Below are 25,058 nucleotides of genomic sequence, written 5' to 3'. Positions count from 1 at the left end.
TTTTGCTGTTTCAAATTGTTTGCTATTCATTTTTTAACCCCACAAACATTCCTATTCCATCACGGTAAACATCATGTGCTAAACCGTCCACAGTCTGCTGCAGCATTTGTCCGCGTAATCTTTCAGAAAAGCATGAGCCTTCCTGCAGCATGTAAATACTATTACGCTTAATATTATCCTTTGCCGCAGATGATGCAATAAAACCACCACGCTTAATCAGCTTATAGCTTCCCTGCTTAACCACTGCCAATTCATCAGCCTCGGGACAAACAGGAGCAAGACACATTTGGTACTTACTTTTTTCGTTATACAGCATCAGTGCGATGGCAGTATCATCGTCATAGACACCACCATCATCAAACAACTCCCATTCATCATCAGCCAGTTCAAATTTCCCATAGCCACTACTACGCTTACCACCTATGCCACTATAGCCAAGACTAAGCAACAAATCCTTTATCAAAGTAAACTCTTCTTCATGCTCAACACCCAGTATGAAATACAAACCGGAGTGCTCACTGAATACGTAACTGCCCACATAATATGGAAGCGGTTTTTCCTCACGCAACGCAACTCTTCCAGCAACAAGCGGCGCTGCAAACTCAGGCACAGCAAATTGTCTATCACTGCTACCGGACTCCAGCAAACTATTAATCTGCGAAGCACGTATATATGTTGATTTTTTCTGCTTTTTCAGCTTAGTAGCTAATTGTTTGATTTCCTCAAAGCTTTTTGCGGATTGTTGCTCTTCTTGCTCTAGCTTCAGCAACGGTTTGGGTAAGTAAAAATATAAATCATCATCAACAGTACGCCAATAGGGAAATAAGCTGGAAAAAACTATCTTCCCTTCTGCTGTTTTTTTCACCAACGTTTCTACTGCATCACTCCCTTTATTTGCAGCTTCATTACACAAGGCTGCAAATAATGTATCCGCACTGCATTGAAGCGAAAACTTATCCAAACTGCCACCATTGGCAGTGTCACCAAAATGTACCGGTGTCAAAAATTTTAAGGTAAAAATATAATACATCATCATGCATCAATCCTTAAACAAATCCTCATAGGCTGCTAAATCTATATCCAACTTACCAATAACCCGCAGCTTAATATCATGTAATCTTACCCTGCCATATCCGCGAGAACCATGTCCGCCAAGATAATCGTTAGCCAACAGTTCAAAACCTTCAGCCAAGGTTTCTAAATCTTCTTGTACATCCTGCAGATTTTCAACATTATAAACCAGCTTAAAGTCAAACTCCGCTCCTGCCGGTACACGTTCAATCTGACGTGGATTAGCTACACCACTGGCTCTGTTGATAGTATTTTCGAATTTAACCTCACCAATGTAAGTGTCTGTTTCTATCGCATTGAAATTGTTTTTAGTATCCTCCGTTACAAACAAGTCAAAAAACTGCAGACGAGCCGGCATGGCATAATTTTTGCCGCTGGCACCAAACAAGCGTGCTACAATTTCATTATCATCAGCAACCTTATTTAAAACATAACCATCACAATTTATCTTTGCCAGCAAAGTTCTAATCTTGCCTTTTAAAGAGCTGCCAGGAATAATTGGCGCATGACTAAACGGATCACGGATAAAGGGGCTGTCTACTGCACCAATCGGAGCAAAGTCACTGCTTCCGCCAATATGCATACCTGTCAGTACCTGTAAAATACCTGACAGAACTATTTTTCCCTGCAATGGCTGTTGTTGTCTTTTCTGTTCTTCCATCATTTATCCTTACCTCCTAAAAACTTATGATATGCAACGAGTGCTTCTACATATTTAGTGAATTTCACAAATCTAGCTAAACTATCGCCAATACTATCGATAATAACATCCAGCTTTGAAATTATCATAAATTGTTTTACAGCAACTGTTCTTCCGGCCTGATAGAGCAAATTAACCTTTAAAAATTTAATTTCAGCAGTCAATTCTTTAGATAAAGCTTCAGCACCTTTGTTTTTTGCCTTATAAAGGTCAACTTTATTGCGCACAACATTTACTGCTGTCAAAAACTTTCTGATTTGCGAGGTGGTAACATCAATTTTAATATTATCGTATCTATCTTTATGTTGCAGCCCTTTAATTGCTTTTTCTGCCTCAGTTACAACATCAAAATTATCAAAATCAAATTGTTGTCCTTTTTTCTGCATATTAGGTCTGCTATTCTGCGCATACCCGGCTTTGACAAGTTGTTCCCGCATATTATTAACCATCATGCATCCTCCTTCGTATCACGAATATAATAAATAATTAAGTCTAGAGCTGTCCGTAACTGTTTTCTGGCATCAGCATCTTTAAACCATTTATACATCTGCTGACTGAATTCATTGTAGCACTGCTGCAACTGTACCGAGGCTTTTTCCGGTTGCATACGTCCAAGCGTATAGGCAAATCTTGCCAGATTCATGTTGTCATCCTTTTCTTCCAGTAAATTCAGCAGTCTATAAAGCATAGCTTTGCCAGCCTTCAATTTATTATTGTCAACAGTATCTATATTCAGGTGTTGTAAAAGAAATTGCAGCTTTTCCTTACAAACCTTATCGGTAAACGTTGTCCAGTCATAGATATGTTCACAGCATAAACCGCTTTCCGCATTTTTCTGTTCCGTTTCAAAGCCAAATAAAGCAATGCTGTTTTTCATTTTGTTGCTGCTCTTAGCTGCACTCTCCAACATGCCGGTAATTTCAGCCATCTTGCTTATCGGATATCCATGACTGAACATTGCCAATCCTGCTGAAAAACTCAATTTGCCATTAGTAAACCTTGTAAAAGCTCGTCTTATATCTACAGCAAGCTCTATAAGCTCATCCCATGCTCCCACAATGAACATATCATCACCGCCGGAATATACAACATGAACTTTTCTCTGCACCGGCTTTTGTAAGCCATATAAGCTGAATTGCTGCTGATTAATGTTGTCAAAGCCATTCAGCTCACCTCTGCAAAGCTTACCTACTGCCAATTTAAAGAACATACCTAAATCTCTGGATAAATCAGCATATCTTGACAATGTAGCATATTTTTCCGGTTCTTCTTTACCATAACGGATAAAGCCACCGATAAAAGCGGCACCTAAATTATCTACATCCGCACGTAAAACGCCTAAACGCTTAATACCATGCCCACCATCGCAACATTGTTCAGCTAAATCTTCAAACTCCATAACAGCACCTTTATCATTAGTACTGTAATAATCAGCTAACCATAAGCGAGTTCCGATATTTCTACCTGTCAAAGCTTTATTTTTACTGTAAATACGTACCAGGCTACTGCTGTTTTCTTCCAGCTCCTTTTCATCCATGACAGCTAAAAACAGCGGTTTATTGTAACCAAATAAATCCAGTTCTTCACCAACAGCTTTGCTTAAAACAGCAAAATGTCTATTAGATTTAAAAAGCTTTTCTCCCAACTGAAATAGCCCTTTGCAAGTCGGACAAATATCACCTGCATCACCATTCGCAATTAATTTTTTACTGGACATATGGCAAACAGCGCATTCTCTGCTGCCATCAAGATTTTTATTATAACTGCTATCACTATCAAAGAGCTTTGCCAAATTTTGAATATCATAGCGACATAGCTTATCTTGATTTAATTTTTTACTTACAGCAGCAAATACATTACGTTGCATACCTGAATTCTGTAAGTCAGAAGCACTGCAGGGAGCAAAACCCATAGCCATATACAGCTTTGTACCAAATTTTTCCAATAACCATTCATTGCAGGCATTCTGTATTTTCTTCAAATTGTCTTTTGTAGTATCCGTATTAGCAGCTAAAAGATAGAAATGCCCACCGCCTGTATATAACAGATTAGCTCTGCTCAAGCCAAGCTGCTGTAAAATCTCATCAATATAATTCTCCATAAAAATTTCTAAATAGAAAGAGCGACCTCTTAGAGATTTTAAAGCACCCTTACTTGGTACAGTATAAATAAAATCTTGTATTCCAGAAAAATCTCCTGATACAAGCAAAAATGCATCCTGTTTTCTAAATTCACTATTACCGGATTGGTCATAGCAGTATTTTTTATAATCTTTAATCTTATTTGCTAAAAAATATTCATACATACAAGAGGCAAGCGCTGCTGTTACCTTAGAATGAATATATAGCGAAATATCACAAACTTCATTTTTATTCGTACTGGATGGTATGTAACTCATAACATCCTCCAAAATGCGCAAAAGTTCGCCGTTACTCATATCAAGTACACCGGCACGTTGAAAATTACTTTCCAATACATTTACAAGCTCTTCATACTTGTCATCTGAAGCATAGCACATTTCCGTTGTCGGATAATTAAATTTATCCGAAGGATTCAGCCCACGTAAATAATATTTGCTAACCGGATTACTGGTTTGTTCTCCAAAAATATTAAACACACTTTGCAAGCAAGACTGTGCATCAAAGCCACGGTCAACACCCTCATCTTCACGCTCGCGTCTGTCGGCTGCAGCAGCAATATTATCAGCCTCATATACAATATAGCTAAAATCATCAGCTAAAGGTTTTGCTGTTGTCAAAGCTTTAGCATGGTGTAACCGCAAACAACGTAAAACCTGCTCTGCTTCCGGAGAATTATCCATATACTTTTTTAAAAAATTTGCTCCGGCATTAGAGTGATTCCCCAAACTATGGTCAGCACGCAAACACATCTTACCTATGTCATGCAACAAGGCTGCCTTAATTAATACATCTATTTCCGCCACTCAAAATCCCCCTTTCAGAAAATCGACTTTATATAACAAACGTAAGAAAAAGCTATTAATATAATTCTACAATATTTTTTGAAATCCTTTTAGGAAATTTTGGTGCGCATTCTCTTCATAACGAAAATTTAATACTTTCAGGTGTTTCTTCTATATCTATTAATATTAACTCCGACATTTCTCAATCACTCTTCTAATTGGTTTTTATCATCCTCACCAATATCCGCATACACTTCTCTTTATACAAAACTCTGCATTTACAATAACTTTAGTTTTTAAAGTTATTCTTTTATACATTGTTGCATTTGCAGTTGACAAGAAGAATTTTCGCTTTGTAAAATAAATTTAAGAGGAGTATTTTTCTTTTTATTGCTTTGACGGAGGTGAAGCCATGTTACGAAAATTATCAGCCGTTTTTTTACTCATACTGACCTCACTTGGATTTATAGCAGGCAAGGTCAACGCCGCTAATGAGCAAGCAAAGCAAGAGGTTGTTTTCGCCGACGCCGGCTGGGACAGTGTCAAATTTCACAACGCCGTTGCCGGTTTCATCGGCACTCACGCCTATAACATCACGCCTAAGATTATCAGTGGCTCTACTCCCATCATCCAGACAGCGCTGCTCCGCGGCGACGTAGATGTGCATATGGAGCTGTGGACCGATAACGTGCCTACCTTTGAAGCTGACATGAAAACCGGCAAGCTGCTCAACCTTGGCATCAACTTTGATGATGATAAGCAGGGCCTTTATGTTCCCCGCTATCTTATTGAGGGTGACGCCAAGCGCGGCATCAAACCTCTCGCTCCGGATTTGAAAACCGTTAAAGACCTGGCGCGCTATGCGCACCTGTTCAAGGATCCCGAAGATCCCTCCAAAGGCCGTCTTTACGGCGCAATTCCCGGCTGGAGCATTGATAAGATACTTTATTTGAAATATGAAGCTTACGGCTTAAACAAAAATTACGTCTACTTCCGTTCCGGCAGCGAGCCTGCACTGAACAGCGCCTTCCTCGCCGCCTACACTAAGGGCGAGCCCATCGTAGGCTACAACTACGAACCGACCTGGCTCACCGGCAAGCTGGACCTCGTTCTGCTGCAGGACGAGCCCTACAATGAAATCGGCTTTCAGCGCGGCCTGACGGAAGCACGCTCCGTGCCCGTCTGCATCGTTGCCAACAAACAACTGCAGAGCAAGGCACCGGAATTTGTTGCCTTCCTGCAAAAATATCACACAACCAGCGCACTTACCGCAGAAGCGTTAGCGCACATTGCAGATACCAAATGCACATATGACGAGGCTGCCATCTGGTTCATGCAGCGCCACCCCGAGCTGCTCGCACAGTGGCTGCCCGATGACAAACTGCAAAGCATCAACAAAGCCCTCAAGGGTGACAGCGCGACCGCAGGCAATTGGCTGTTGAGCTTCCCGGAAGAAATTCAGGTGGACTGGACCAAGCCTATTGATAATTTCGTCAACTACATCAACACCACCTATGCCAACTTCTTCAATAAGGTGAAGGATATTCTTACCTGGTGTATTCTTTCTATCGAACGATTGCTGAACTTTATTCCCTGGTGGCTGACTATCATCGCTATTGCTGCCTTGGGCAAAGTGCTTACCGGCAAGCTGTCGCGCGGTATTATCTACGGGATAGGACTTTTCGCCATCGGCGCCTTCGGCTATTGGAGCATGATGAACGAAACACTGGCGGTAGTTATTTCTTCGGTTATCATCTCGTTGCTTTTAGGACTGCCCATCGGCATTCTTGTTTCCACAAGCAAACTGGCAAACCGACTGCTGCGTCCTTTGCTTGACGCAATGCAGACCATGCCGACCTTTGTTTATATGATTCCCGCAGTTATGCTGCTCGGTCCCGGCAAGGTGCCTGCAGTTCTTGCTACGGTAGTTTATGCCGTTGTGCCTGTAATCCGCTTAACCAGCCACGGTATTCAGCAGGTTGACCCTAACGTTGTCGAAGCCTCCGCTGCCTTCGGCGCTTCGCGTTGGCAAACACTGTTCAAGGTGCAGATTCCGCAGGCCATGCCCACGATTATGACAGGCATCAACCAAACTATGATGATGGCCGTAGCAATGGTTGTTACCTGCGCGATGATCGGTGCCAACGGCCTAGGCATGGAGGTGCTGATTGCCATTAACCGTACAGAATCCGGCCGCGGACTTATCGCCGGTATTTCTATCGTTATTATTGCAATTATCATCGACCGCCTGACGCAAAGCCTGGCAGATAAGAAAAAGGAGGGAAAATAAATGACTGTACCTGTATTGCAGGTAAAAAACCTGTACAAGCTGTTTATTCCTCTGGAGCATTCGCAAAACGAAAAAAAGGCTATGACCATGCTGGAGCAGGGCACTTCCCGCACCGAGGTGCAGGAAGCCACCGGCATCACCGCAGGTCTGATTGATATAGATTTTACGGTCAACAAGGGCGAGGTATTTGTCCTCATCGGTCTTTCCGGCAGCGGCAAATCCACACTTATCCGTTGCCTGAATATGCTGAACCCGCCAACCTCAGGCACAGTTTACCTTGAAGGTGATAATATTACCAATTTCAGCAATAAGCAGCTGCAAGAGCTGCGCCGCACTAAGGTAGCTATGGTTTTTCAGAATTTCGGGCTTATCAGCAACCGTAATGTTTTGGAGAATGCCTACTACGGTTTGGAGATTCGCGGAGTACCGCTGAAGGAACGTACCGAAAAGGCTATGCAGATGCTGGAAATGGTTGGCCTGCAGGGCTGGGAAAAAACGCGTATCAGTGCGCTTTCCGGCGGCATGAAGCAACGCGTAGGCATCGCCCGCGCACTTGCCAACGATCCCGATATTCTGCTGATGGACGAAGCCTTTTCCGCCCTCGACCCCTTGGTACGCAACGATTTACAGTTTGAGCTGCTACGTATTCAGGAAAAGACCGGCAAAACCATTGTTTTTATCACCCACGATATCAACGAAGCCTTCCGTCTGGGAACACACGTCGGCATTTTGCGCGACGGCCGCATGGTGCAAATCGGTACGCCGGAGGAAATGATTACCAATCCAGCAGATGACTATGTACGTAGCTTTATCAATAATGCCGATTCCAGTAAGATATTCACTGTACGTAACGTAATGAGTACGCAGACATGTATCGTGCGCAATATCGACGGTGCTGCCGTTGCTCTGCGCAATATGAAAAACAGCGGCGTATCCAGTGCTTACGTAGTTGACGAGCATCTGCGTTTTATCGGTATTATCACATTGGATAGCGCTATGCAGGTGCTTTCCGGCTATACAACCTTTGAGAAAAGTATTCTGCGCAATGTGCCTGTGATAGATAATCTTGATACACCCGTAGCAGATATTATGCCGCTTTCGGCAAGCACACCCTTTCCTCTGCCCGTAATTGACGAGAACAAACTATTTTGCGGCATTGTCACCAAGGCTTCCGTTATATCCTCCTTTGTCACCAACTGAACTCTCATCCTCCCGCAAACAGCAAAAAAGCTGATGCTCTGGCAGTTACCTGCCTTAGCATCAGCTTTTTACTTGCATTTATTATTCAACATGTACAACGTTAGTTGCCTGTTCGCCACGGTCACCCTGGATAACGTCAAATTCTACGTTCCAGCCTTCTTCTAAGGTTTTAAAGCCTTCGCTTTTAATACCGGAGAAGTGAACGAACAAATCCTTGCCGCCTTCTCTTTGGATAAAACCATAGCCCTTTTCTGCATTAAACCATTTAACTTTGCCTGTCATCTGTAGGCCTCCCTAATTACTATTTGAGCCTCTAAAACTCACTTAGCTTATTATAGCCTATATGTACAGGAAAAGCAAATATTTGTCTGAATCTTTATAATTTTATTCTGCAATGCGAGCTTGCCATGTCTGCAGCAAAGCGAGCTTCTGCTCCCGGCGCAGCTTTTTTATGGCACACTCGCGCCGCAAAGCCGCTTCCTTATCCGGCAGCTCTTCGCTGTAGACCAGCTCCAAAGGACCGCGTCCACGCGTATATTTGGCGCCGCGTCCGCTGCTGTGCATCGCCAGACGGTGCTCCAGATCATTGGTCCAGCCTGTATATAAGCTGCCGTCCTTGCAGCGCAGCATATATACAAACGCCGCCATTTATTTTACAACCTCTACCTTTTCCATGGTCACAGCTTCGCGCGGACGGTCACGGAAATCAGTCGGTACTACGCCGATCAGGCGAACAACATCCATGCCTTCAACAACTTTGCCGAAAATTGCATGGTGGCCGTTCAGCCAGGGAGTCGGTGCCAGAGTGATGAAGAATTGGCTGCCGCCAGTGTTCGGGCCTGCATTAGCCATGGACAGAATGCCCTCGTCGTCATGCTTCAGTCCTTCACCGAATTCGTCTTTAATCTTGTAGCCGGGGCCACCCATACCGGTACCGGTCGGGTCGCCGCCCTGAATCATAAAGCCGTCGATTACACGGTGAAAAATAATACCGTCGTAAAAGCCTTTTTCTACCAGCTCGATAAAGTTTTTAGTAGTCAGCGGAGCCTTGTCCTCAAACATTTCGGCAACGAAAACACCTTTATTAGTTGTAAATTTAATTTTTCTGTTTTCACTCATTGATATTTACCTCCAGAATAGCTTTAAAATACTTCATGCTTCAGCAGCGCAACAAACAGATAGATACCGCAGCCTGCCGCAGCACCTACAGCCGGCATCAAAGACGGTACGATAGCATTGCCATGCAAAAATGTCAGACTGAATAGCATCATGCAGAAATAACCCTGCATGGTCTGCAGACGCTTCGGCAGCAGACGCTTGCCGTTTTTATCACCCTTGGACTTCACGTAATCTGCCACGCGGATTTCCGGCAGAAAAAGAATGAAGGCCAGTGCCATAATAATAATATTGCTCATAGACAGCTCATTGGCAACAGTATCATACTTTGCAAAAATCAGGCAAGCAAGAGAAATACCTGCCAGATACAAACTGCGGAAATAACCTGCCTGAATTTGGCTTTCCAAAATATAGGCAGCACCGGTCAGCAGCGGGAATACCCACAAGCCCTGCAGGCCTAGCCAGGCAGCACTGCCAATCATAATAACGTTATCAATCAGACGATGTCTGTCACCGGAGCTGCGGTTCAGCATACGCAGGATAAAGAGCAGCCACAGCATTACCAGGATATTGCCCTCGCCCATAAAATAAGTTGCTATCAGCGTCAGACCGCCGCCGATGAAACCGCCGAGCTGACGGTCAGGATCAAGCTCCAGAGCCAGCATATAGCTGAAGAGGAAGGATAAAGCATAACCTAAAGCGCTTACTACAGCAGCGCCGGAATCCATACCGGTAGAGCATTTCCACAGCGTTACCACAACAGAAATAGCAACAGCACACATCATAGCAATACGCACCGGCTTTTTATCAAAGTCAATCGGGCGTCCCAGGCCAAGATACTCGCTTACACCTGTAGGATCGTAAGCGGCAGGCTGATCACCTGCATATTTATTACTTTTTTTCGACATATCATCACACCTTATCTGTAAGATTTTAACTATTTTATTATACCACAAGTGCAGTGTCTAGTCATTATGTAAAACATATAAAGGTTGGCAGAAAGTCAGAATATAGCAAAAAAGTTTCCCCGACGCACATTCAGTACGCGGGGAAAGCTTTCAGCTCATTATGAAATTTTTATCAGAAGGTTTCTGCCAGCTCCGCAAGCGTCAGTGCAAAGGCTGTAGTTCTGGGAACTGCGGTGTTCAAATCTACAGATTCATGGTCGGTATGCTCATCATAGTTTTCTACACCCAAAGCATCCAGTGTCGGTACGAACTTCGCTGTGCGGTTGCCGTCGGTGAGGCCGCCTGCTACCCATTCGTTTACCTCAACGCCGTATTCCTCTTTAACGATACGCTTATAAACATCAACCATCTTCTGTGCCTGCGCCGTTTTCTGCATCGGTCCGGTAACAATGCCGCCGGTAATCTTAATGCTGGTGCCGGGGATAACAACCTTATCTGCCAATGCCTTAACCTCAGCATCAATGCGCTGCTGTTCTTCAATCGTAAAGCAACGAATATTTACCTCGCAGAAGGCATCACCCGGAATAACGCTGATTTTGTCATTGGTAGAACCGATTACGCCAACATTAACGGTATTCTGCGGAATAAATTGGCCTGCATCGACAATACCGCGCGCCTTCAACGCTGCTGCCGTGTAATCCTCCGGATTTCCCGGCATGGGGCTGGCAAGCTTCTGCAGCTCGGTAATTGTATAAGCCAGCTGGTGAATAGCGTTAGCGCAGGATTGAGATGCGTTGCCGTGGTGTCCGCCCTTACCGGTAACCTCAACGCGATATTTGGCATTGCCCTTGCGCTGGGTAACAATGCCCCAGTTCGGACGGGCAACGTCCATGATAATCGCAAAATCGGACTGCTGTGACAGCTCTGCCACAATATCCTCGGCAGTCTTGCTGCCGCCCTCCTCTTCACCGTTAGTGTAATAAATAATTTCCTTAAAATTATCAAAGCCTGCTGCCTTCAATGCCTCCAAGCCATAGATAACCTCTACAACGGTAGCCTTGTCATCGCCTACACCAGGTCCCCAGGCAAAGTTATTCTCGTCAACACGGAACGGACGACGTGCAGCTTCACCCTTTTTAAATACTGTATCAACATGGGCAACAAGCAGAATCGTGTATTTGCCTGTTCCCTTTAAGCGGGAAATAAGGTGGCAGGCTCTGTCGTTATATCTGAACTCCGTGGTAGCACCGATAGCTGTCATTTTTTCAGCAACAAATTTATTTGCTGCCTCTGTGCCTTCTCTGTCACCATTACCGGAATCAATATTCGTCAAGGCTTCCAAATCCTTCACATAATCCTCATAATGCTCGGCAATATACTTTTTTACGGCTTCTCTCATTTTATTACCCCTTTCGTATTTGGAATCATAGTTATATTTATTCGTTAGAGCGGGTAAAAATTCCTGCCACGGGAGATTTTTTTAAGTTGATAAAGTAAAAAGCAACAGCCATTGCTGACTGCTGCTTTGCAAAACTTTATATATTTTTCAGTGAGTGCCGTCTACGATGGTAATGCCGGCTTCCTGCAGTTCATCGATAATCGCTTTAATCTTGGAACAGAGATGCTTTTCACCATTGGCATCCTTTTTGTGCGTGCAGTGACTGATATGCAGCGCATCCAGCTCCAACGCCTTCATACGTTCAATCTTTTTACGGATACCCTCCTGATTTTCCAGCTTGGAATCGCCGCAGCCGTTACAGGTCCACATCGCCATCAGGCGCAGCTCTTCATCTCCATACTGGGCAAAGGCTTTGTCCTTTTCATAAAAAGCACGCAGACAGCCTGCTCCCGCACAGGAAGCGGAGGTTTTCAGGCAACGCAGAATTGCTATTTTCTTCATAATATATTCCTCCAAAAAATAACTTGCAGGCATTGTAAGCCTTGCTGTTCATTTGATTTTATCATTATTGAGGAGGGTTGGCAAGTAAGCATTGCTTAATATACTTCAACGTTCCTAACAAATCACTGCCTGGAGCTACTATCTGCTTATAAGCTATAGGATAAACCTGACCACTTGCTATTGCCGGTAAATGCTTATACAGGGGATTATGCAGTTGTGCTAGCGCTGCTTGCTTCTGCTGTTCCCCGCCATGATAGACAACAAAGATTTTAGCAGCCTGCATTTCCATCATTTCTTCCTGACTGATGAAGGGAGCGCTGTAACTCACTAACGAACAACCATAATGACGAATTATATCTCCACATAAAAGGTCATTACCAAAGACTTCTATATTACCATTGAGAAATTCTACAAACAGAACCTTTTGTGCCGGTATTTTCTCAACAGCCTGCAATTCTGCATCAATCCTTTGGATTATATCCTGCGCCTGCTGCTGCTTTCCTAGTGCAAGTCCCATATTGCTGATAAACCTTTTCTCACTGGCAATGGTACAGGCAGGAAATCTTCCCTTCGCCGGTACAGGTCCTGATGCATCCTGAATGTATGCTGGTATTCCATTAGCTATCCAGCTTGACGTATCACCTAATTGATTATCTGCAAAATACCTGCGCCACCCAAGAATAAAATCCGGTTGTAGTGCTACAGCAGCCTCCAGCTGCAGAGGTTGCGTATAAATTCTAGTATTTGGCAAAAGAGCTTGCAGACGTCCTTTATCTTCAGCTTCCGTCAGAACAGCTGCTGCAATTTTATCACCAGCACCCAAAGCCACTAAGGTTTCAACTCCGCTATTACCACACACTAAAATACGTTGTGGTACTTGTTTAAATATAACCTTCTGTTCATCTCCAAAAAAATTATAATTGTTTACACTAATATTTTGCCGGTCGCTAATTTTATCTTGCTGAGGTCCGCAAGCTACGCATCCTAAGCAGCATAGCAACAAACAAAAGCACCAGAATAATTTCTTCATAGGCTTAGAAATTATAATTCAATCCTACCAGGAAGGTTCTTCCTTGTGTATAATACAAACCATCGGGATCAGTCAAATCTCTACGATTAAAGATATTATTGATATCCAGTGTCAATGTTGCGTTAGCAAAAACCTCATGGCCGACATGCAGATTAGAAAGCAGAATCGGCTTCACATCTGTTTGCTTGTTGTTGTTTACACGACCACCCATATAGCTCAGATTTAAAGATGCATTAGTCTTATCATGCTGATAATCAATTGATGTCATCACCTGATATTTGCCCAATACATCCTTCCACGGTGCTGTATTAGTGGTTTTGTTTTGCGGCTTGCTGTAAATACCGCCAACAGTCCAAGTAAGATTTTCATCAAGCTGATTGGTGTAGCTTAATTCTATACCAGTATTTTTATATTTGGCAGCATTATAGGACTGAGAAAGACCATTAACCTTTCTGCTTGTAATCTGATCATCCAAGTCAATATGGAAAACTGCAGCCTTAAACTGTTCTTTACCATTATCATGCTTATAACCAGCCTCATAATTCCAACCATATTCTGGTTTCAAATCAGGGTTTTGCAGTATTACTCCGCTGGAATAATACAGCTGGCGGAATGTAGGCATTCTGAAAGAACGACCAGCATTAGCATAAAGTGAATTTTCCTGGTCAAGCTTTGTTAAAATCTGCAACTGCGGCAAAAATGCATTATAATTACCAGCATCAGAACGAATTAAGTCTTCACGCATACTTAAAACAACATCAGTTGCTTCACTCAGCTTACGGTCATATTGTCCATAAAAGGAATAACCATTTAAGCTATAGCTGCCAAAGCGTGCATAAGGTTTAAGCGCACTGCTGCTATTGCCAAAAGAAGCAAATTTTTGATTTTCATCTACATAAAGTTCGCGTTTTGTATTAAAGCCAAGCAAAACCTTGTCTTTATCATTTTGCCAAACCTTTTTTAAATCAGCGCCATAGTTTTTATGGTCACTACGCTCCCATTCCAGATTATCAGGTCTTACAATATAATAATCCGGATTGCGGATAATACGCTCATTATAGTACGCTGTAGCATCAAAACCATTTTGGTCATTAAAATGCAGTTGCGCAAAATGCTCACGATCATCATAATCAAAATGCTGTAATTTGCTATTATCAGCACCAAGGTAATCGATAGTATATTTTTTCTTGTCAAACATGTAATTAAAGCTCAATTTATCATCAAACTTATAGCTTACACCAAGATGATCCTTCTTACTATCACCAAAGCCTATATAATACGGTACTTTTACACCATTAATTGTCTTGGTTCCTTGATTTTGAGTTAAAATACCAGTTTCACCCATTTCATTACGTCCCAAGGTTATGCCCAGCTTACCAGCGCTGATTGCAGCACTGTAATCACGCTGACCTTTGTTACCTGCAGCAATATGAAGGCTATTTTTATATTCATTTTTAGTTATTACGTTAATTACACCGCCATATGCTTCACTGCCATAAAGCACAGCGCCGCCACCTTTAACTACTTCTACCTTTTCTACAGTATCCAAATTCAACATATCTAAATGGCTTACATTATTAAAGCTTGCAGGCACGCCATTAATCAAAACTAAAGTTCCGCCTTTAATACCACGCAGACTCAAGGTGCTGTTACCGGTAATAAAGCTTTGGTCATGAGGGCCCATCTGAGTAAAATATACGCCAGCAGTATACTTCAGTGCGTTAGCTACATCGCTTGCGCCTGTCTTCTTCAATTCCTCGCCAGAATAAACAGTTACATCAGCAGGTGTTTCCAAATTAGATTTTTCGTAACCCAAAGCAGTAACATTCATGCCAGGCAAGCTGTATTCCTGCAAAGCTTCTGTTTGTGCTGCAGCATTTCCAGTTGCCAATATACTTAATCCAAGTAACAAATTTAGGGGAATCATTCTTTTCATCATAGTTCACTCGCTCCTTTACTAAATCATACCCAAAAAACTAATGCAAATCATTACGATAAAGATTATATAATTACTTGCTTTAAACTGCAATGATTAACAGCAAATTCATGGACTCTTTTTTTCGAAAAGAAAAAACGGCTTAAAGCATTATTTTAAGCCGTTTTCATTACTCAACTCATAAGTAGAATAGAGCAAGGAGTCTAAATAAATTCTCACTCTATTCTACTTACGTTTAGATTTATTTTAAGTAAAACAACGATACCAATCTGACTTCCTTAGTCCGCGCTGCATATCCTAAAGCTCTATCAGTAAAGCCGCGTCTTGAAAAAACAATATAATAATTACTACGGCCTGTTTTGTCAGCATATTCTCCTTGTAGCTGTTTTATTAACGGAACATCAACCTTACTTTTTCCCCATACGCATTGCATAAAGCCAGCACTATTTTTATCATAAGCAATCAAGCGGATTTGTTCTGCTGCACAATTATCTTTTGGCCAAAGATAACCAAATTGCATAAATTTATGAAAATCACCACGTTCACGTAACGTAAAACAATACTGTCGACATATTTCTAAAAAAAGCACCTTTGCGTAATCATCTAAAACCGGCAGTACCTTCGTACGTAATAAATAGTTTCCACAGCCCATAGCTATACTGCTTAAAAAAGGATAAACAAAGCGATACCAAAAAGTAAGCATAGAATCAGATAATATATAACACGTCGTTTTTTGCTGCTTACCAAGCTTTGCTTCTACAAGCGGTACAAGCTTTTTCAGTAATCCTTTTTCTACCAATACTCCAACATACTTCGAAGTCTTATTATCAGGCATACCTACTGCCTCTGCTATCTCCTTCATATGTATTGCACCACAAGCAACTGAACATAATATTGCATGATAAATATGCGGCTGACGAAAATGCAATGCTAGAATCTGTTCGGCAACATGCAGTAACGAAGCTGTGGGCTTAAAGAATAAATTATACAGATTATCCTTAAAGCTTAGCGTACTGTCTATAAGCTGCAAATAGGCTGGTTTTCCTCCAGTTACTCCATAAAGCAACACTTTTTCTTCATTGCTAAATGGAATTAAGCAAGGCAAAACATCTTCATAATTTAATGACTGCAAAAATATTTTAGATAGCGGCAATTTGCTTTTTCCTAATAAATGTAATACATAGTCACATTCTCTGCCGCTAAATACCAGCAAAAGTCTTAATTTTTCTGCCTCAGTCTGCAGGCATGCAATTATTTCAGGCAACAGCTCACTAAAACTGTTTTCCAGTTCCTGCACATCGTCTATCAATAATACTATCTTTTCTCCCTTAGCCTTTTTATAAATTAACTTAAGTATATCCTGCCAATAGCCACTGCTGCATTGAACAATGCCTTGCGCTGACAGCTCTGTGTAAAAAGCTGCTTTATTGGCATTATTAGTACTTGCGCGTACACAAAAATATGCTTTATGCTTGCGTCTAGCAAATTCTTGCAGTAACGCTGTTTTGCCAATTCCGGCATCGCCAGTCAAACATACGCAGTTCAATTCATTACTGTTATAAAGTTTTTCTAATATAGCAAGTTCCTTTTTTCGCCCAATAAACATGAAAATGCACCAACTCTACTCATAAGTTGCTTATATTATAACATTAAGCGACTTAATCGTAAATTGGTGCATTCTGTAATTTTTTCCTATTTTTTCTGCAGCTTAGCAACACTTTCCTTAGGCATCTGCATAGCCTCAGCAACATCAGCCACGCTCATGCCTTTAGCCAGCAGGCGTTTGGCAATAGCTTCATTCAGGCTTCCCTGCTCCTGCAACTCATGCAGATAGCTTGCACGAATTGCCATAGCATCCCTTTCGACAGCAACCTTGTCACCGACAACCTGTTGAGCAATTTCATGGCAGATTTCATCCTTCAGCTTTTGGTAATGACCATCAAGAATACGGGTATCCTCAGGCGTGTGATTAACATAGCTGGCTCTGATTGCCATTTCATCATTCTCATTAGCACTTTTATTGTGCAAAAGATACGCACCCAGTTCATGCAAAACTTCATCCTTTAAAAATTGATAATGAGTATCTATAATATTATAATCATCCAGGTTATGATTCACAAAGCTGGACCTTATCGGCATTTCTGCATTTTCTGTTTCCAGCTTACTGCCAAGCAGGCTCTCAACTATCCCTTTACGAATCTTGTTTTTCACTTCTTGTTGATTTTTGTTAAACTCTTCAGCCATAATATAAGCCTCCTTTTAACGTCAGCAGCTGTCAGCACTGCTTGTCTGATTACAACATGATAAGCACAAAACAACTAAGTGTAAATCTCAATTAATTGCTTTTTTCATTCGCTATTTTATCACTATTCCTAATTGATTGCAAGAAAACTTAGGAATATATCTTTGTTATTTATACGACAAAAAGCTGCAGACAGAACCTCTGCCCACAGCTTAAAGTTACCCTATTAAAATTACTTCACCCGCGAATTGATTACGTCAATGACAACAGTACCATACAGGCCTTTTGCATCATAAAACTTGATTTTTCCCTGCTGTACGTGCCGCTTTTTCAGCTGCTCCGGTGAAACATACAGTTCAGCGCTCAATCCCAACTGTCCCTTGTACTGCCTAATCATCTCATCAGGCGCCAGCTTGCGCCACAAGCCTTTCTTGCTGCTGCGCGACAGCAACATCTGCAGACCCTCGCCCTCGCAACGCAGCTGCGCTTGCTTATCCTCCGGCAGCAAGCGTAAATATAATGTATAGACATTAGGCTGCAGCAAATATTTCAGCTCGCCCTCCTTGCCCAAATCTATTTGGCAATGCACCTCCTGCCCCCGCGCCAGCTTAGCACGGAAATAGTGCTTGTCGCAATTATTTTCACTGCGGAAAAACACCAGGCCTACCATTACAGCCGCCATCAGCACAAAGGCCAGTACACGCTTCAACATTTTCTTATTCATGCTGCACCACCCCGCCATGATAACGTTTGTAAATTGCCTTGCCTGCCAAAAGCAGTAAAGCAACAATTCCCGGCGCGCAATTTAAACTGCAGCTGCCGCAAATCCCTGTACAACCTGCCCCCTGCGTAGTAATGCCGCTGACGGGAATGCCCATTGCCGCAATAAAATTTATCAGCTTACTTTTCATACGCGTTTCCTCCCATAGCTGATAGCCTGCACCGGGCAAGCATGCTGACATACACCGCAGCAGATGCAGTTATGCTGGTTAATCTGCGCTTTGCCTTCAGCAAGCTCAGCGGATTCCATCGGGCATTTCTTTGCGCATAAACTACAGCCTATGCATTGATTTTCGTCTACACGCATGCGCAGTACAAACGGCAGCTTGCAGCCTAAGGCATGCATCAGTCCCTGTGCTGCTCCTACAGGACACAAAAAATTGCAGAAGCCGCGTCCGCCTTTAGTGAAGATACCAAAGACAAGCACCCACATAATTGCTGTCAGCAGCAGACTGGAGGTCAGCGAAATAAAGTAACCCTGCGTATAGTAGTTGGCAAGTAAATCAAACAAAAAGAAATTGCAATAAGAGCAAGCCAAAATACCGCCGAAAAAAGGTACCAGGCAAAAGCCTGCCAACATACCGTAACGGATGGGGGCAATTTCTGTATAACGATGCCAGCTGATTTGAAATTTGGACGGCACCAGCTTCGACAGATATTCGGTGAACGCACCTGCCGGACACAGCCTGCCGCAAAAAACAGGCCCCAGGAAGAAGGCTGCCGCCAAAAGCAGTAATGTGCTCAGCATGCTTATCGGTGTCAGTCGCCAAATTATTCCGTCTAAAATATGCTCTATCGGTATACGAAAGCAAAGGCCGTGAATACTCTGCGGCTGCCAGCTGCCGTAAAGCAGATAGAACAGGCAACGCTGAAAGAGCGCCACCGGCGCGTAAAACAGTACAAAGCCAAGAGCATAGCCGGTTAAACGTTTAAGGTTATAAGCCATGTATCCACCACCTTCCTTTAGAATTTTTACATAGATTGCCTCTCGGCAAAGGCGCAAATAAGGATAGGGAGCAAGTTTACCCTATCCTTATTGCTTTATGTAATTGATGAGAGATGAACGAGGGGATTAGAATGTAAAGTCTACACCAACATTCCAAGTTCTACCTGGTGCCTTATACCATTGCCAATAATCACGATCAAACAGATTCCTAACAGCTAAACTTACAACAGCATTTTTCATAAATTTATAACTTACGCCTGCATTAGCGATAAAGAAAGGATCTTCGGAATACAATTTACCACCGACATCGCCGTCATCCAATCTGTCACTGGAATACTGCCCTTCGATATAAGCACTCCATTTATCATAATTATAATCTAATCCAAGATTTACAATGCGCTTAGGGATAGAAGAGATTCGTTTATCATTATCATCTTTAGCATTTTGCATGGTAACATTTAAATAAGAACTAATTTTATCATCATGCTTAAATTTAAAATCAAATTCAGCACCCATACGTTTAGCTTCGTCAATATTAATATACCATCTCTTGTTAGGATCAGGACTCTGAGCGTAAGCTAACATATCTTGGGTTTTTGTGTTATACAAACTTATACCCATATATGCTTTTTCACTAAGATTCTTTTTCAAACCAATTTCCAAAGTGTCACTTGTCTCTGGTTTCAAATAAGGATTTGCCATAATCGAAGTTGATTCACTATATAATTTATATAATGTAGGCTGATTGAAAGAATGTCCATAAGATACATAATATGTAGTATCATCATCTGGTGTATACGTCAGTGCCAGTTTAGGACTTAACTCAGTATAAGATTTTTCATCTATTCTTTTGTTTTTGTAGTATCCATCTTTCTTTTCATATCTATCCAATCTTAAACCTACGGTCATATTGAAGGCATCAGTGAATTTATATTGATCTTGAATGAAGAGAGCTTCAACTAAATTTGTACCACCAAACGTGGTTATAGAAGAACCAATAGTTGAATCTCTATCTGACCATTTTGCTAATTTATAGGTATATGAATCCATTGTATCTTTTTGAATATCAAATCCCGTTACAATAGTATGTTTTTCCTTATCCCATACCTTCTGAAAATCAACCTTATATGCTTTCGTAGGATATATACGCTTAGTACCGCTTCCTTCACCAGCCAAGTCATTTCCTGAAGAATAACCATTATCTTTAATATTAGTTAAACCAACATTAAATTTAATATTATTAATATCATCTTGATAGGAAAGAGCATGTATATCCACTTTTTTATAGTTTATGCTATCCGTAAAATCTGATTCATTGAAATCAAGGTATTTGCCATTAGGGAGTTGAATATAGCCTTTGTAAATCGGATTACCAGAAGAATCACGCATATACGTTTTAGCATCATTACTAAACGACTTAAATTTATCATGGGAATATTTATATATCAAAGACTGTTTATCATTAAATTTATGTTTGAGTTTGAAATTAAAATTATCGTCTTTACTTGCTTGTTTTCCAGGTGTACCTATAATCTGAACCTGTCTGCCGTCATTTCTGATCGTACTATTAGATCCAGTAGCTAGTTCTGTATTTGCATGCGTATTTTTTGCTTTAGAATCATACAAGAATACTGGCTTTCTATCATAGCCATCTGTTCTACGATTTTCATAACCAAATCCCAAAGACCATTTATCATCTAATTTTTTTGTGAAATTAACTCCCCGTTTCCAAGTATTATCGGAACCATAGTTAGCATATACATGCGCTGTATCCTTATCAGAATCTTTACTTATAATATTAATAACGCCGCCAACAGCTCTACCACCATAAAGAGAAGAAGCTGCACCTTGTACTACTTCTATACGCTCAACATTATCGATCGATATTGCACTCCAAGCAACCTTTGCCGTATAGCCGTCATTCATTGGCATGCCATCATATAGAACTAATACACTTTCCTCACCAAATCCACGCAGTTGAATACCATTTGCAGTATTAGACATACCACCTACTCTAGCATCATATAAACCAGGTATAGATTTCAATGCATCAGTAATCGTTAAGACATTCCTTTTTTTTATGTCCTCAGCAGTAATAACATTAACCTGAGCAGGAACTTTTATGTTCTCTTGCGCTGTTCTCGTCGCCGTAACAACCATCGTATCCAGATCATACTCGCCAATCTCTTCAGCGTGAACCGCAGTTCCCCCCCAAAGAACATTGCCACAAATCAATGCGCTCATCAATAAACCTTTACTAGCCAGTTTTTTCACAGATATACCTCCATTCACTCATCAAAAAAAGCAACGAGTTGCGTATTAAGCACTTGAAATTATTTGAACGAAGTATTAATATGCAATCTCTCTTTTATATGTTATAATACTGTGTATAGCAGCTAGACAGTCAAGGGGGAAATGCTAAAAATGTCAAAAAATCTACAAAATTACTTTACGACCGGTGAATTATCACAGCTTTGCAAAATTCCCCGCAAGACACTGCTTTACTATGACAAGCTGGGATTGATTACCCCAGAACTTGTCGATGAAAACGGTTACCGCTATTACAAGCGCAGTCAGCTGTTTTTGCTGCAGCTGATTCTTACGCTACGCCAGCTTGAGGTACCGATTGCACGCATCAAGGATTATCTTGCCAACCGTTCTCCCCAAAATTACAGAGAATTATTTAACGAGCGCATAGATTTTTTCACGCAGGAAATCGCCCATCTGCAGGCTATGAAAACAGAGCTGCAAAACGAATTAGGAAAGCTCGACCACATTGATAATATTACGCTGGATAACATTATGCTTGTCCATGAGCAGGCACATTATCTTTATCTGAGCAATGCTACCGAAGAAAATGAATGCTTTAAAAAGCGTTCTTCGCATATCGCCAGAATGTTCACCCATCTGCAAAATGATACTGCCTTAACAACCAACGGCTTTGGTTATATTTACGATACGGAAATTTTGCAGGATTTTGCAAGCAAGCATCTGAAGCATTATTTTTATACGCTTCATGACAAGCTCGATACACCGCATTGCCACCAAAAGCCTGAGGGCGATTATCTGACGCTATATTTTCAAGGTGTCTACATGTTTAACAACAAAAAGTATCTGCAAATGCTGGCAGAATATTGCAAGGAGCATCAGCTTACGCCGATTTCACCACTCTATGTAACATCGTTGTGTGATTACTGGCTGACAGGTGATACCGATAAGTATATTTACAAGCTGGAGCTGCAGATAAAATAGCATATCCATGGCACACCAAAACCCCGCGGCAGTCGCCACGGGGTTTTCTAATCAGCAAAGCACTGAGCAGGCTTTGCTCTTTTTTTATTTGTACAGCCTTAAGCTAAAATCAGCCTAAGGTTACGGCATCACTGTTCAGCATCGGGATAGGCTTGCCGTTTTTATTATTGCGATACAGTCTTAGACGCTCGATATCAGCCATTTCTACCGGCAGCGCCAGTCCATACTGCTCGTTCAGCGCATTCAGCAAATCTACAGCCTTCATGCTGCCTGTCGGCGTAATTTTGCAGTCAAAGCTGAAGATTGTTTCCGTTTCGGTCTGCTCTGCAGTAAGCTGAGGAATATAGAACTTGACATCAATCTCTTTAAACTTAGCCTTCGTCTTAGGTGCAGCTTTTTTGAACAACAGCTCCGGCGCAGCATTAAATGCAGCAACAGCAGCGCTCACATCCGCGCTATAGGGCAGCGTTACGCGATAGCTCGCACCTGCCGCCTGACTCATCAGGGCAGCGTGATGCGTATCAACAGCATCGGCAGCCAGCACGCGAATACCGCGCGGCAAAGCAGCATCAAGAGCCAACGCAGCCTTTTCTACCTCCATAGGCTCGGCAAGCTCGATTTCCACGAACTCTGTATAGCTTACTACACCTACACCCAGCGCAGATGCCAGACTGAATTTCAGATGCGGATTAAAGCCTTCGGAATAGGCAGCAGGTAGCTTGGCACGGCGAATTGCGCGGCCGATGGTGCGCACATATTCCAGATGGGAGATAAAGCGGATATCCTTATCCTTGGTAATTTGCATACGCAGTTTCATTATGCCTGTACCTCCCCATTGTTTTGATACTCTTCTTTGTAGTCAACGATTTTTACGCCTAATGCCTGACAAACGCCACAGCCGGTGCAGCTTGTGCGACGGCAGTCGTGCGTAAGCTGTTGAGCATAAGCCTTGCGCCATTCGTTCCACAGGAAGCGGCGGCTGACACCCGGAGAAATGTGCTCCCACGGGAAGGCCTCCTGCTCACCGCGCTCACGGGCAGCGTAAAAGTCCTTGTCCAGTCCGGCATCACTGATAGCCTCCAGCCAACGCTCGTAGGAAAAGCAATCGCTCCAGCCGTCAAAACGCGCGCCCTTCTGCCAGGCCAGCAGCAGTGCCTTGCCTACGCGGCGGTCACCACGGGCAAAAACAGCTTCAATAGTACCGGTTTTTGCATCATGATAGTTTAAGGTGATATTCTTATATTTTTTGATTTCATCCTTCAGGAGGAACTGTTTACGGCGGATTTCTTCCAAATCATTCTGGGCGAACCATTGGAAAGCAGTATACGGTTTAGGTACGAAGGACGAAGCACTTACGGTAACCTTGCAGCCACGCTTACCTGTAATCTGGAAATATTTATACTGCACCTTGCGTGCCAAATCAGCAATCGCCAATACGTCCTCATCTGTTTCATAGGGCAGGCCGATCATAAAGTACAGCTTAACGCTATTCCAGCCGGATTCAAATGCTGCACCGACAGCATTCATCAAATCCTCTTCCGTAACACCCTTGTTGATAACATCACGCATCTTCTGGCTGCCTGCTTCCGGAGCAAATGTCAGACCGCTCTTGCGCACTGCCTGTACTTCCTTGGCGATAGCAACACAGAAGCTGTCGATACGCAGAGAAGGCAGCGAAACGCTGACGCGTTCATCCTTAAACTCACCAATCATCTTATGTACCAGCGGAGCCAAGCAGGAATAATCGGCGCTGGAAAGGGATACCAGGCTGATTTCGTTATAGCCTGTGTTATCTACCAGCTTACGCGACAGGTCCATCAGCACCTCCGGCTTACGCTCACGCACGGGGCGGTAAACCATGCCTGCATGGCAGAAACGGCAGCCACGGCTGCAGCCACGGAAAACTTCCAGCATGATGCGGTCATGAACGATTTCACCGAAAGGAACAATCGGAGAGGTCAGGAAATCTACGCTGTTCATATCCTCTATAACACGCTTTTGGATAACAGCAGGAATATCCTCGCGCAGCGGCTTAATTGCCTTAAAAGTACCATCTTCGTTGTATTCCGCTTCATAGAAGGAAGGTACATAAATGCCCTTGATTTTTACCACGCGCTGCAGAAATTCTTGTCTGCCGCCAGGTTTGCCCTCACGCTTCCACTCCTTGTAGCAACGCATTACCTCAATCAAAACCTCTTCGCCTTCACCGATAACAGCGAAATCAAAGAAATCAGCCAAAGGCTCCGGGTTGTACACGCAGGGGCCGCCTACAATAACAAAGGGGTCTGCATCAGTACGATCCTTAGCCAGCAGCGGTACGCCACCCAAATCAAGCATATTTAAGATATTGGTATAGGAAAGCTCGTATTGCAAAGTAAAACCTACAACATCACATTCGCTTAAAGCCTTTTTAGTTTCCAAAGTACAAAGCGCAATTTCACGCTCGCGCATCTTCGCCTCCAGGTCAATCCAGGGTGCGTAAACACGTTCTGCGGCAATTCCGTCTTCCTTATTCAGCAGATGGTATAAAATTTTAAAGCCAAGGTAACTCATACCTACTTCGTATACATCCGGGAAGGCCAGAGCAATAGTTGCCTCTACTTCTTCGGCAGGCTTAACAATGCTGGCGAACTCGCCGCCTGTGTAGCGTGCAGGCTTTTGCACGCTGCTTAAAATATCAATAGTTAAATCCTTTTTCAAATTCATTTTCTCCTCTATTTTTAATGATTGAAGGGTTTATCAAAAACAGTTTTCGTCAATAGTT

At 42.5% G+C, this 25,058-nt stretch carries 23 protein-coding genes; 3 read left to right on the top strand and 20 right to left on the bottom strand.

What is annotated here, in order from left to right:
- Window positions 1-22: 22 nt before the first annotated feature.
- Genes csm4 through cas10 form a run of 4 tightly spaced genes read right to left on the bottom strand, consistent with a single transcriptional unit; the run spans window position 23 to window position 4,715 of the window.
- Window positions 23-1,036, bottom strand: coding sequence for a type III-A CRISPR-associated RAMP protein Csm4 (gene csm4 / locus RDW05_RS02910; RefSeq protein WP_307977779.1), 1,014 nt, complete (start codon window positions 1,034-1,036; stop codon window positions 23-25).
- A 3-nt stretch (window positions 1,037-1,039) separates the two neighbouring features.
- The gene (gene csm3, locus RDW05_RS02905; protein WP_009145300.1) at window positions 1,040-1,735 is read right to left on the bottom strand and encodes a type III-A CRISPR-associated RAMP protein Csm3; all 696 of its coding nucleotides are present in this window, start codon (window positions 1,733-1,735) and stop codon (window positions 1,040-1,042) included.
- On the bottom strand, window positions 1,732-2,223 hold the full coding sequence (gene csm2 / locus RDW05_RS02900; protein ID WP_304078277.1) for a type III-A CRISPR-associated protein Csm2: 492 nt from the start codon (window positions 2,221-2,223) through the stop codon (window positions 1,732-1,734). Before csm2 ends, csm3 begins: the two co-directional genes overlap by 4 nt.
- Complete coding sequence (gene cas10, locus RDW05_RS02895) at window positions 2,220-4,715, bottom strand: type III-A CRISPR-associated protein Cas10/Csm1 (protein ID WP_307977778.1); 2,496 nt, start codon at window positions 4,713-4,715, stop codon at window positions 2,220-2,222. Before cas10 ends, csm2 begins: the two co-directional genes overlap by 4 nt.
- 391 nt (window positions 4,716-5,106) lie before the next feature.
- On the opposite strand from cas10, the gene RDW05_RS02890 reads away from it, so the two are divergent.
- Together RDW05_RS02890 and RDW05_RS02885 are read left to right on the top strand one after the other, a co-directional pair.
- Complete coding sequence (locus RDW05_RS02890) at window positions 5,107-6,984, top strand: glycine betaine ABC transporter substrate-binding protein (protein WP_307977777.1); 1,878 nt, start codon at window positions 5,107-5,109, stop codon at window positions 6,982-6,984.
- Window positions 6,985-8,184: a glycine betaine/L-proline ABC transporter ATP-binding protein gene (locus tag RDW05_RS02885; protein ID WP_307977776.1), complete on the top strand. Its 1,200-nt coding sequence runs from the start codon at window positions 6,985-6,987 to the stop codon at window positions 8,182-8,184.
- 81 nt (window positions 8,185-8,265) lie between these two features.
- Here the strand turns inward: RDW05_RS02885 and RDW05_RS02880 are convergent, their stop codons facing one another.
- From RDW05_RS02880 to RDW05_RS02815, 14 genes are all read right to left on the bottom strand, one after another.
- Window positions 8,266-8,466, bottom strand: coding sequence for a cold shock domain-containing protein (locus RDW05_RS02880; protein ID WP_009145305.1), 201 nt, complete (start codon window positions 8,464-8,466; stop codon window positions 8,266-8,268).
- A 102-nt stretch (window positions 8,467-8,568) separates the two neighbouring features.
- Window positions 8,569-8,832: a GIY-YIG nuclease family protein gene (locus RDW05_RS02875; protein WP_293724995.1), complete on the bottom strand. Its 264-nt coding sequence runs from the start codon at window positions 8,830-8,832 to the stop codon at window positions 8,569-8,571.
- Window positions 8,833-9,303 (bottom strand): peptidylprolyl isomerase, encoded by a 471-nt coding sequence (locus RDW05_RS02870; protein WP_009145307.1) that lies wholly within the window; start codon window positions 9,301-9,303, stop codon window positions 8,833-8,835. It lies immediately after the preceding gene.
- 23 nt (window positions 9,304-9,326) lie between these two features.
- Entirely contained in the window at window positions 9,327-10,208 is an 882-nt protein-coding gene (locus RDW05_RS02865) for a hypothetical protein (RefSeq protein WP_298883129.1), read from the bottom strand.
- 172 nt (window positions 10,209-10,380) lie between these two features.
- Window positions 10,381-11,607 carry a M20/M25/M40 family metallo-hydrolase gene (locus RDW05_RS02860; RefSeq protein WP_307977775.1) on the bottom strand — a complete coding sequence of 409 codons (1,227 nt, stop codon included), beginning with the start codon at window positions 11,605-11,607 and terminating at the stop codon, window positions 10,381-10,383.
- 147 nt (window positions 11,608-11,754) lie between these two features.
- On the bottom strand, window positions 11,755-12,108 hold the full coding sequence (locus tag RDW05_RS02855) for a CGGC domain-containing protein (RefSeq protein ID WP_307977774.1): 354 nt from the start codon (window positions 12,106-12,108) through the stop codon (window positions 11,755-11,757).
- Window positions 12,109-12,172: 64 nt separating this feature from the next.
- Entirely contained in the window at window positions 12,173-13,138 is a 966-nt protein-coding gene (locus RDW05_RS02850) for an ABC transporter substrate-binding protein (protein ID WP_307977773.1), read from the bottom strand.
- A gap of 4 nt (window positions 13,139-13,142) precedes the next feature.
- The gene (locus RDW05_RS02845; protein ID WP_307977772.1) at window positions 13,143-15,077 is read right to left on the bottom strand and encodes a TonB-dependent receptor; all 1,935 of its coding nucleotides are present in this window, start codon (window positions 15,075-15,077) and stop codon (window positions 13,143-13,145) included.
- A gap of 238 nt (window positions 15,078-15,315) precedes the next feature.
- Window positions 15,316-16,680 carry an ATP-binding protein gene (locus tag RDW05_RS02840; RefSeq protein WP_307977771.1) on the bottom strand — a complete coding sequence of 455 codons (1,365 nt, stop codon included), beginning with the start codon at window positions 16,678-16,680 and terminating at the stop codon, window positions 15,316-15,318.
- Window positions 16,681-16,766: 86 nt separating this feature from the next.
- A complete protein-coding gene (locus RDW05_RS02835) occupies window positions 16,767-17,318 on the bottom strand; it encodes a hypothetical protein (RefSeq protein WP_307977770.1) in 552 nt (183 codons plus the stop codon).
- A 230-nt stretch (window positions 17,319-17,548) separates the two neighbouring features.
- Window positions 17,549-18,040 (bottom strand): hypothetical protein, encoded by a 492-nt coding sequence (locus tag RDW05_RS02830; protein WP_307977769.1) that lies wholly within the window; start codon window positions 18,038-18,040, stop codon window positions 17,549-17,551.
- The gene (locus RDW05_RS02825; protein ID WP_304077767.1) at window positions 18,033-18,227 is read right to left on the bottom strand and encodes a hypothetical protein; all 195 of its coding nucleotides are present in this window, start codon (window positions 18,225-18,227) and stop codon (window positions 18,033-18,035) included. The genes RDW05_RS02830 and RDW05_RS02825 overlap by 8 nt, the downstream gene beginning before the upstream one ends.
- Complete coding sequence (locus tag RDW05_RS02820) at window positions 18,224-19,042, bottom strand: 4Fe-4S binding protein (RefSeq protein WP_307977768.1); 819 nt, start codon at window positions 19,040-19,042, stop codon at window positions 18,224-18,226. Before RDW05_RS02820 ends, RDW05_RS02825 begins: the two co-directional genes overlap by 4 nt.
- 126 nt (window positions 19,043-19,168) lie before the next feature.
- Entirely contained in the window at window positions 19,169-21,316 is a 2,148-nt protein-coding gene (locus RDW05_RS02815) for a TonB-dependent receptor (protein ID WP_307977767.1), read from the bottom strand.
- Between the two features lie 150 nt (window positions 21,317-21,466).
- Here RDW05_RS02815 and RDW05_RS02810 point away from each other — a divergent pair, with 150 nt between their 5' ends.
- Window positions 21,467-22,294 carry a MerR family transcriptional regulator gene (locus RDW05_RS02810; protein WP_307977766.1) on the top strand — a complete coding sequence of 276 codons (828 nt, stop codon included), beginning with the start codon at window positions 21,467-21,469 and terminating at the stop codon, window positions 22,292-22,294.
- Between the two features lie 109 nt (window positions 22,295-22,403).
- On the opposite strand, the gene RDW05_RS02805 is transcribed toward RDW05_RS02810, so the two are convergent.
- Window positions 22,404-23,111: a TIGR03936 family radical SAM-associated protein gene (locus tag RDW05_RS02805; RefSeq protein WP_307977765.1), complete on the bottom strand. Its 708-nt coding sequence runs from the start codon at window positions 23,109-23,111 to the stop codon at window positions 22,404-22,406.
- The gene (locus RDW05_RS02800; RefSeq protein ID WP_307977764.1) at window positions 23,111-25,000 is read right to left on the bottom strand and encodes a TIGR03960 family B12-binding radical SAM protein; all 1,890 of its coding nucleotides are present in this window, start codon (window positions 24,998-25,000) and stop codon (window positions 23,111-23,113) included. The genes RDW05_RS02805 and RDW05_RS02800 overlap by 1 nt, the downstream gene beginning before the upstream one ends.
- Window positions 25,001-25,058: the final 58 nt, after the last annotated feature.

Source organism: uncultured Phascolarctobacterium sp. (assembly GCF_902463975.1).
In the GTDB taxonomy this organism is placed as follows: domain Bacteria; phylum Bacillota; class Negativicutes; order Acidaminococcales; family Acidaminococcaceae; genus Phascolarctobacterium_A.
The sequence above is the reverse complement of the archived record's forward strand: the minus strand, read 5'-3'. Positions and strand labels throughout refer to the sequence as shown.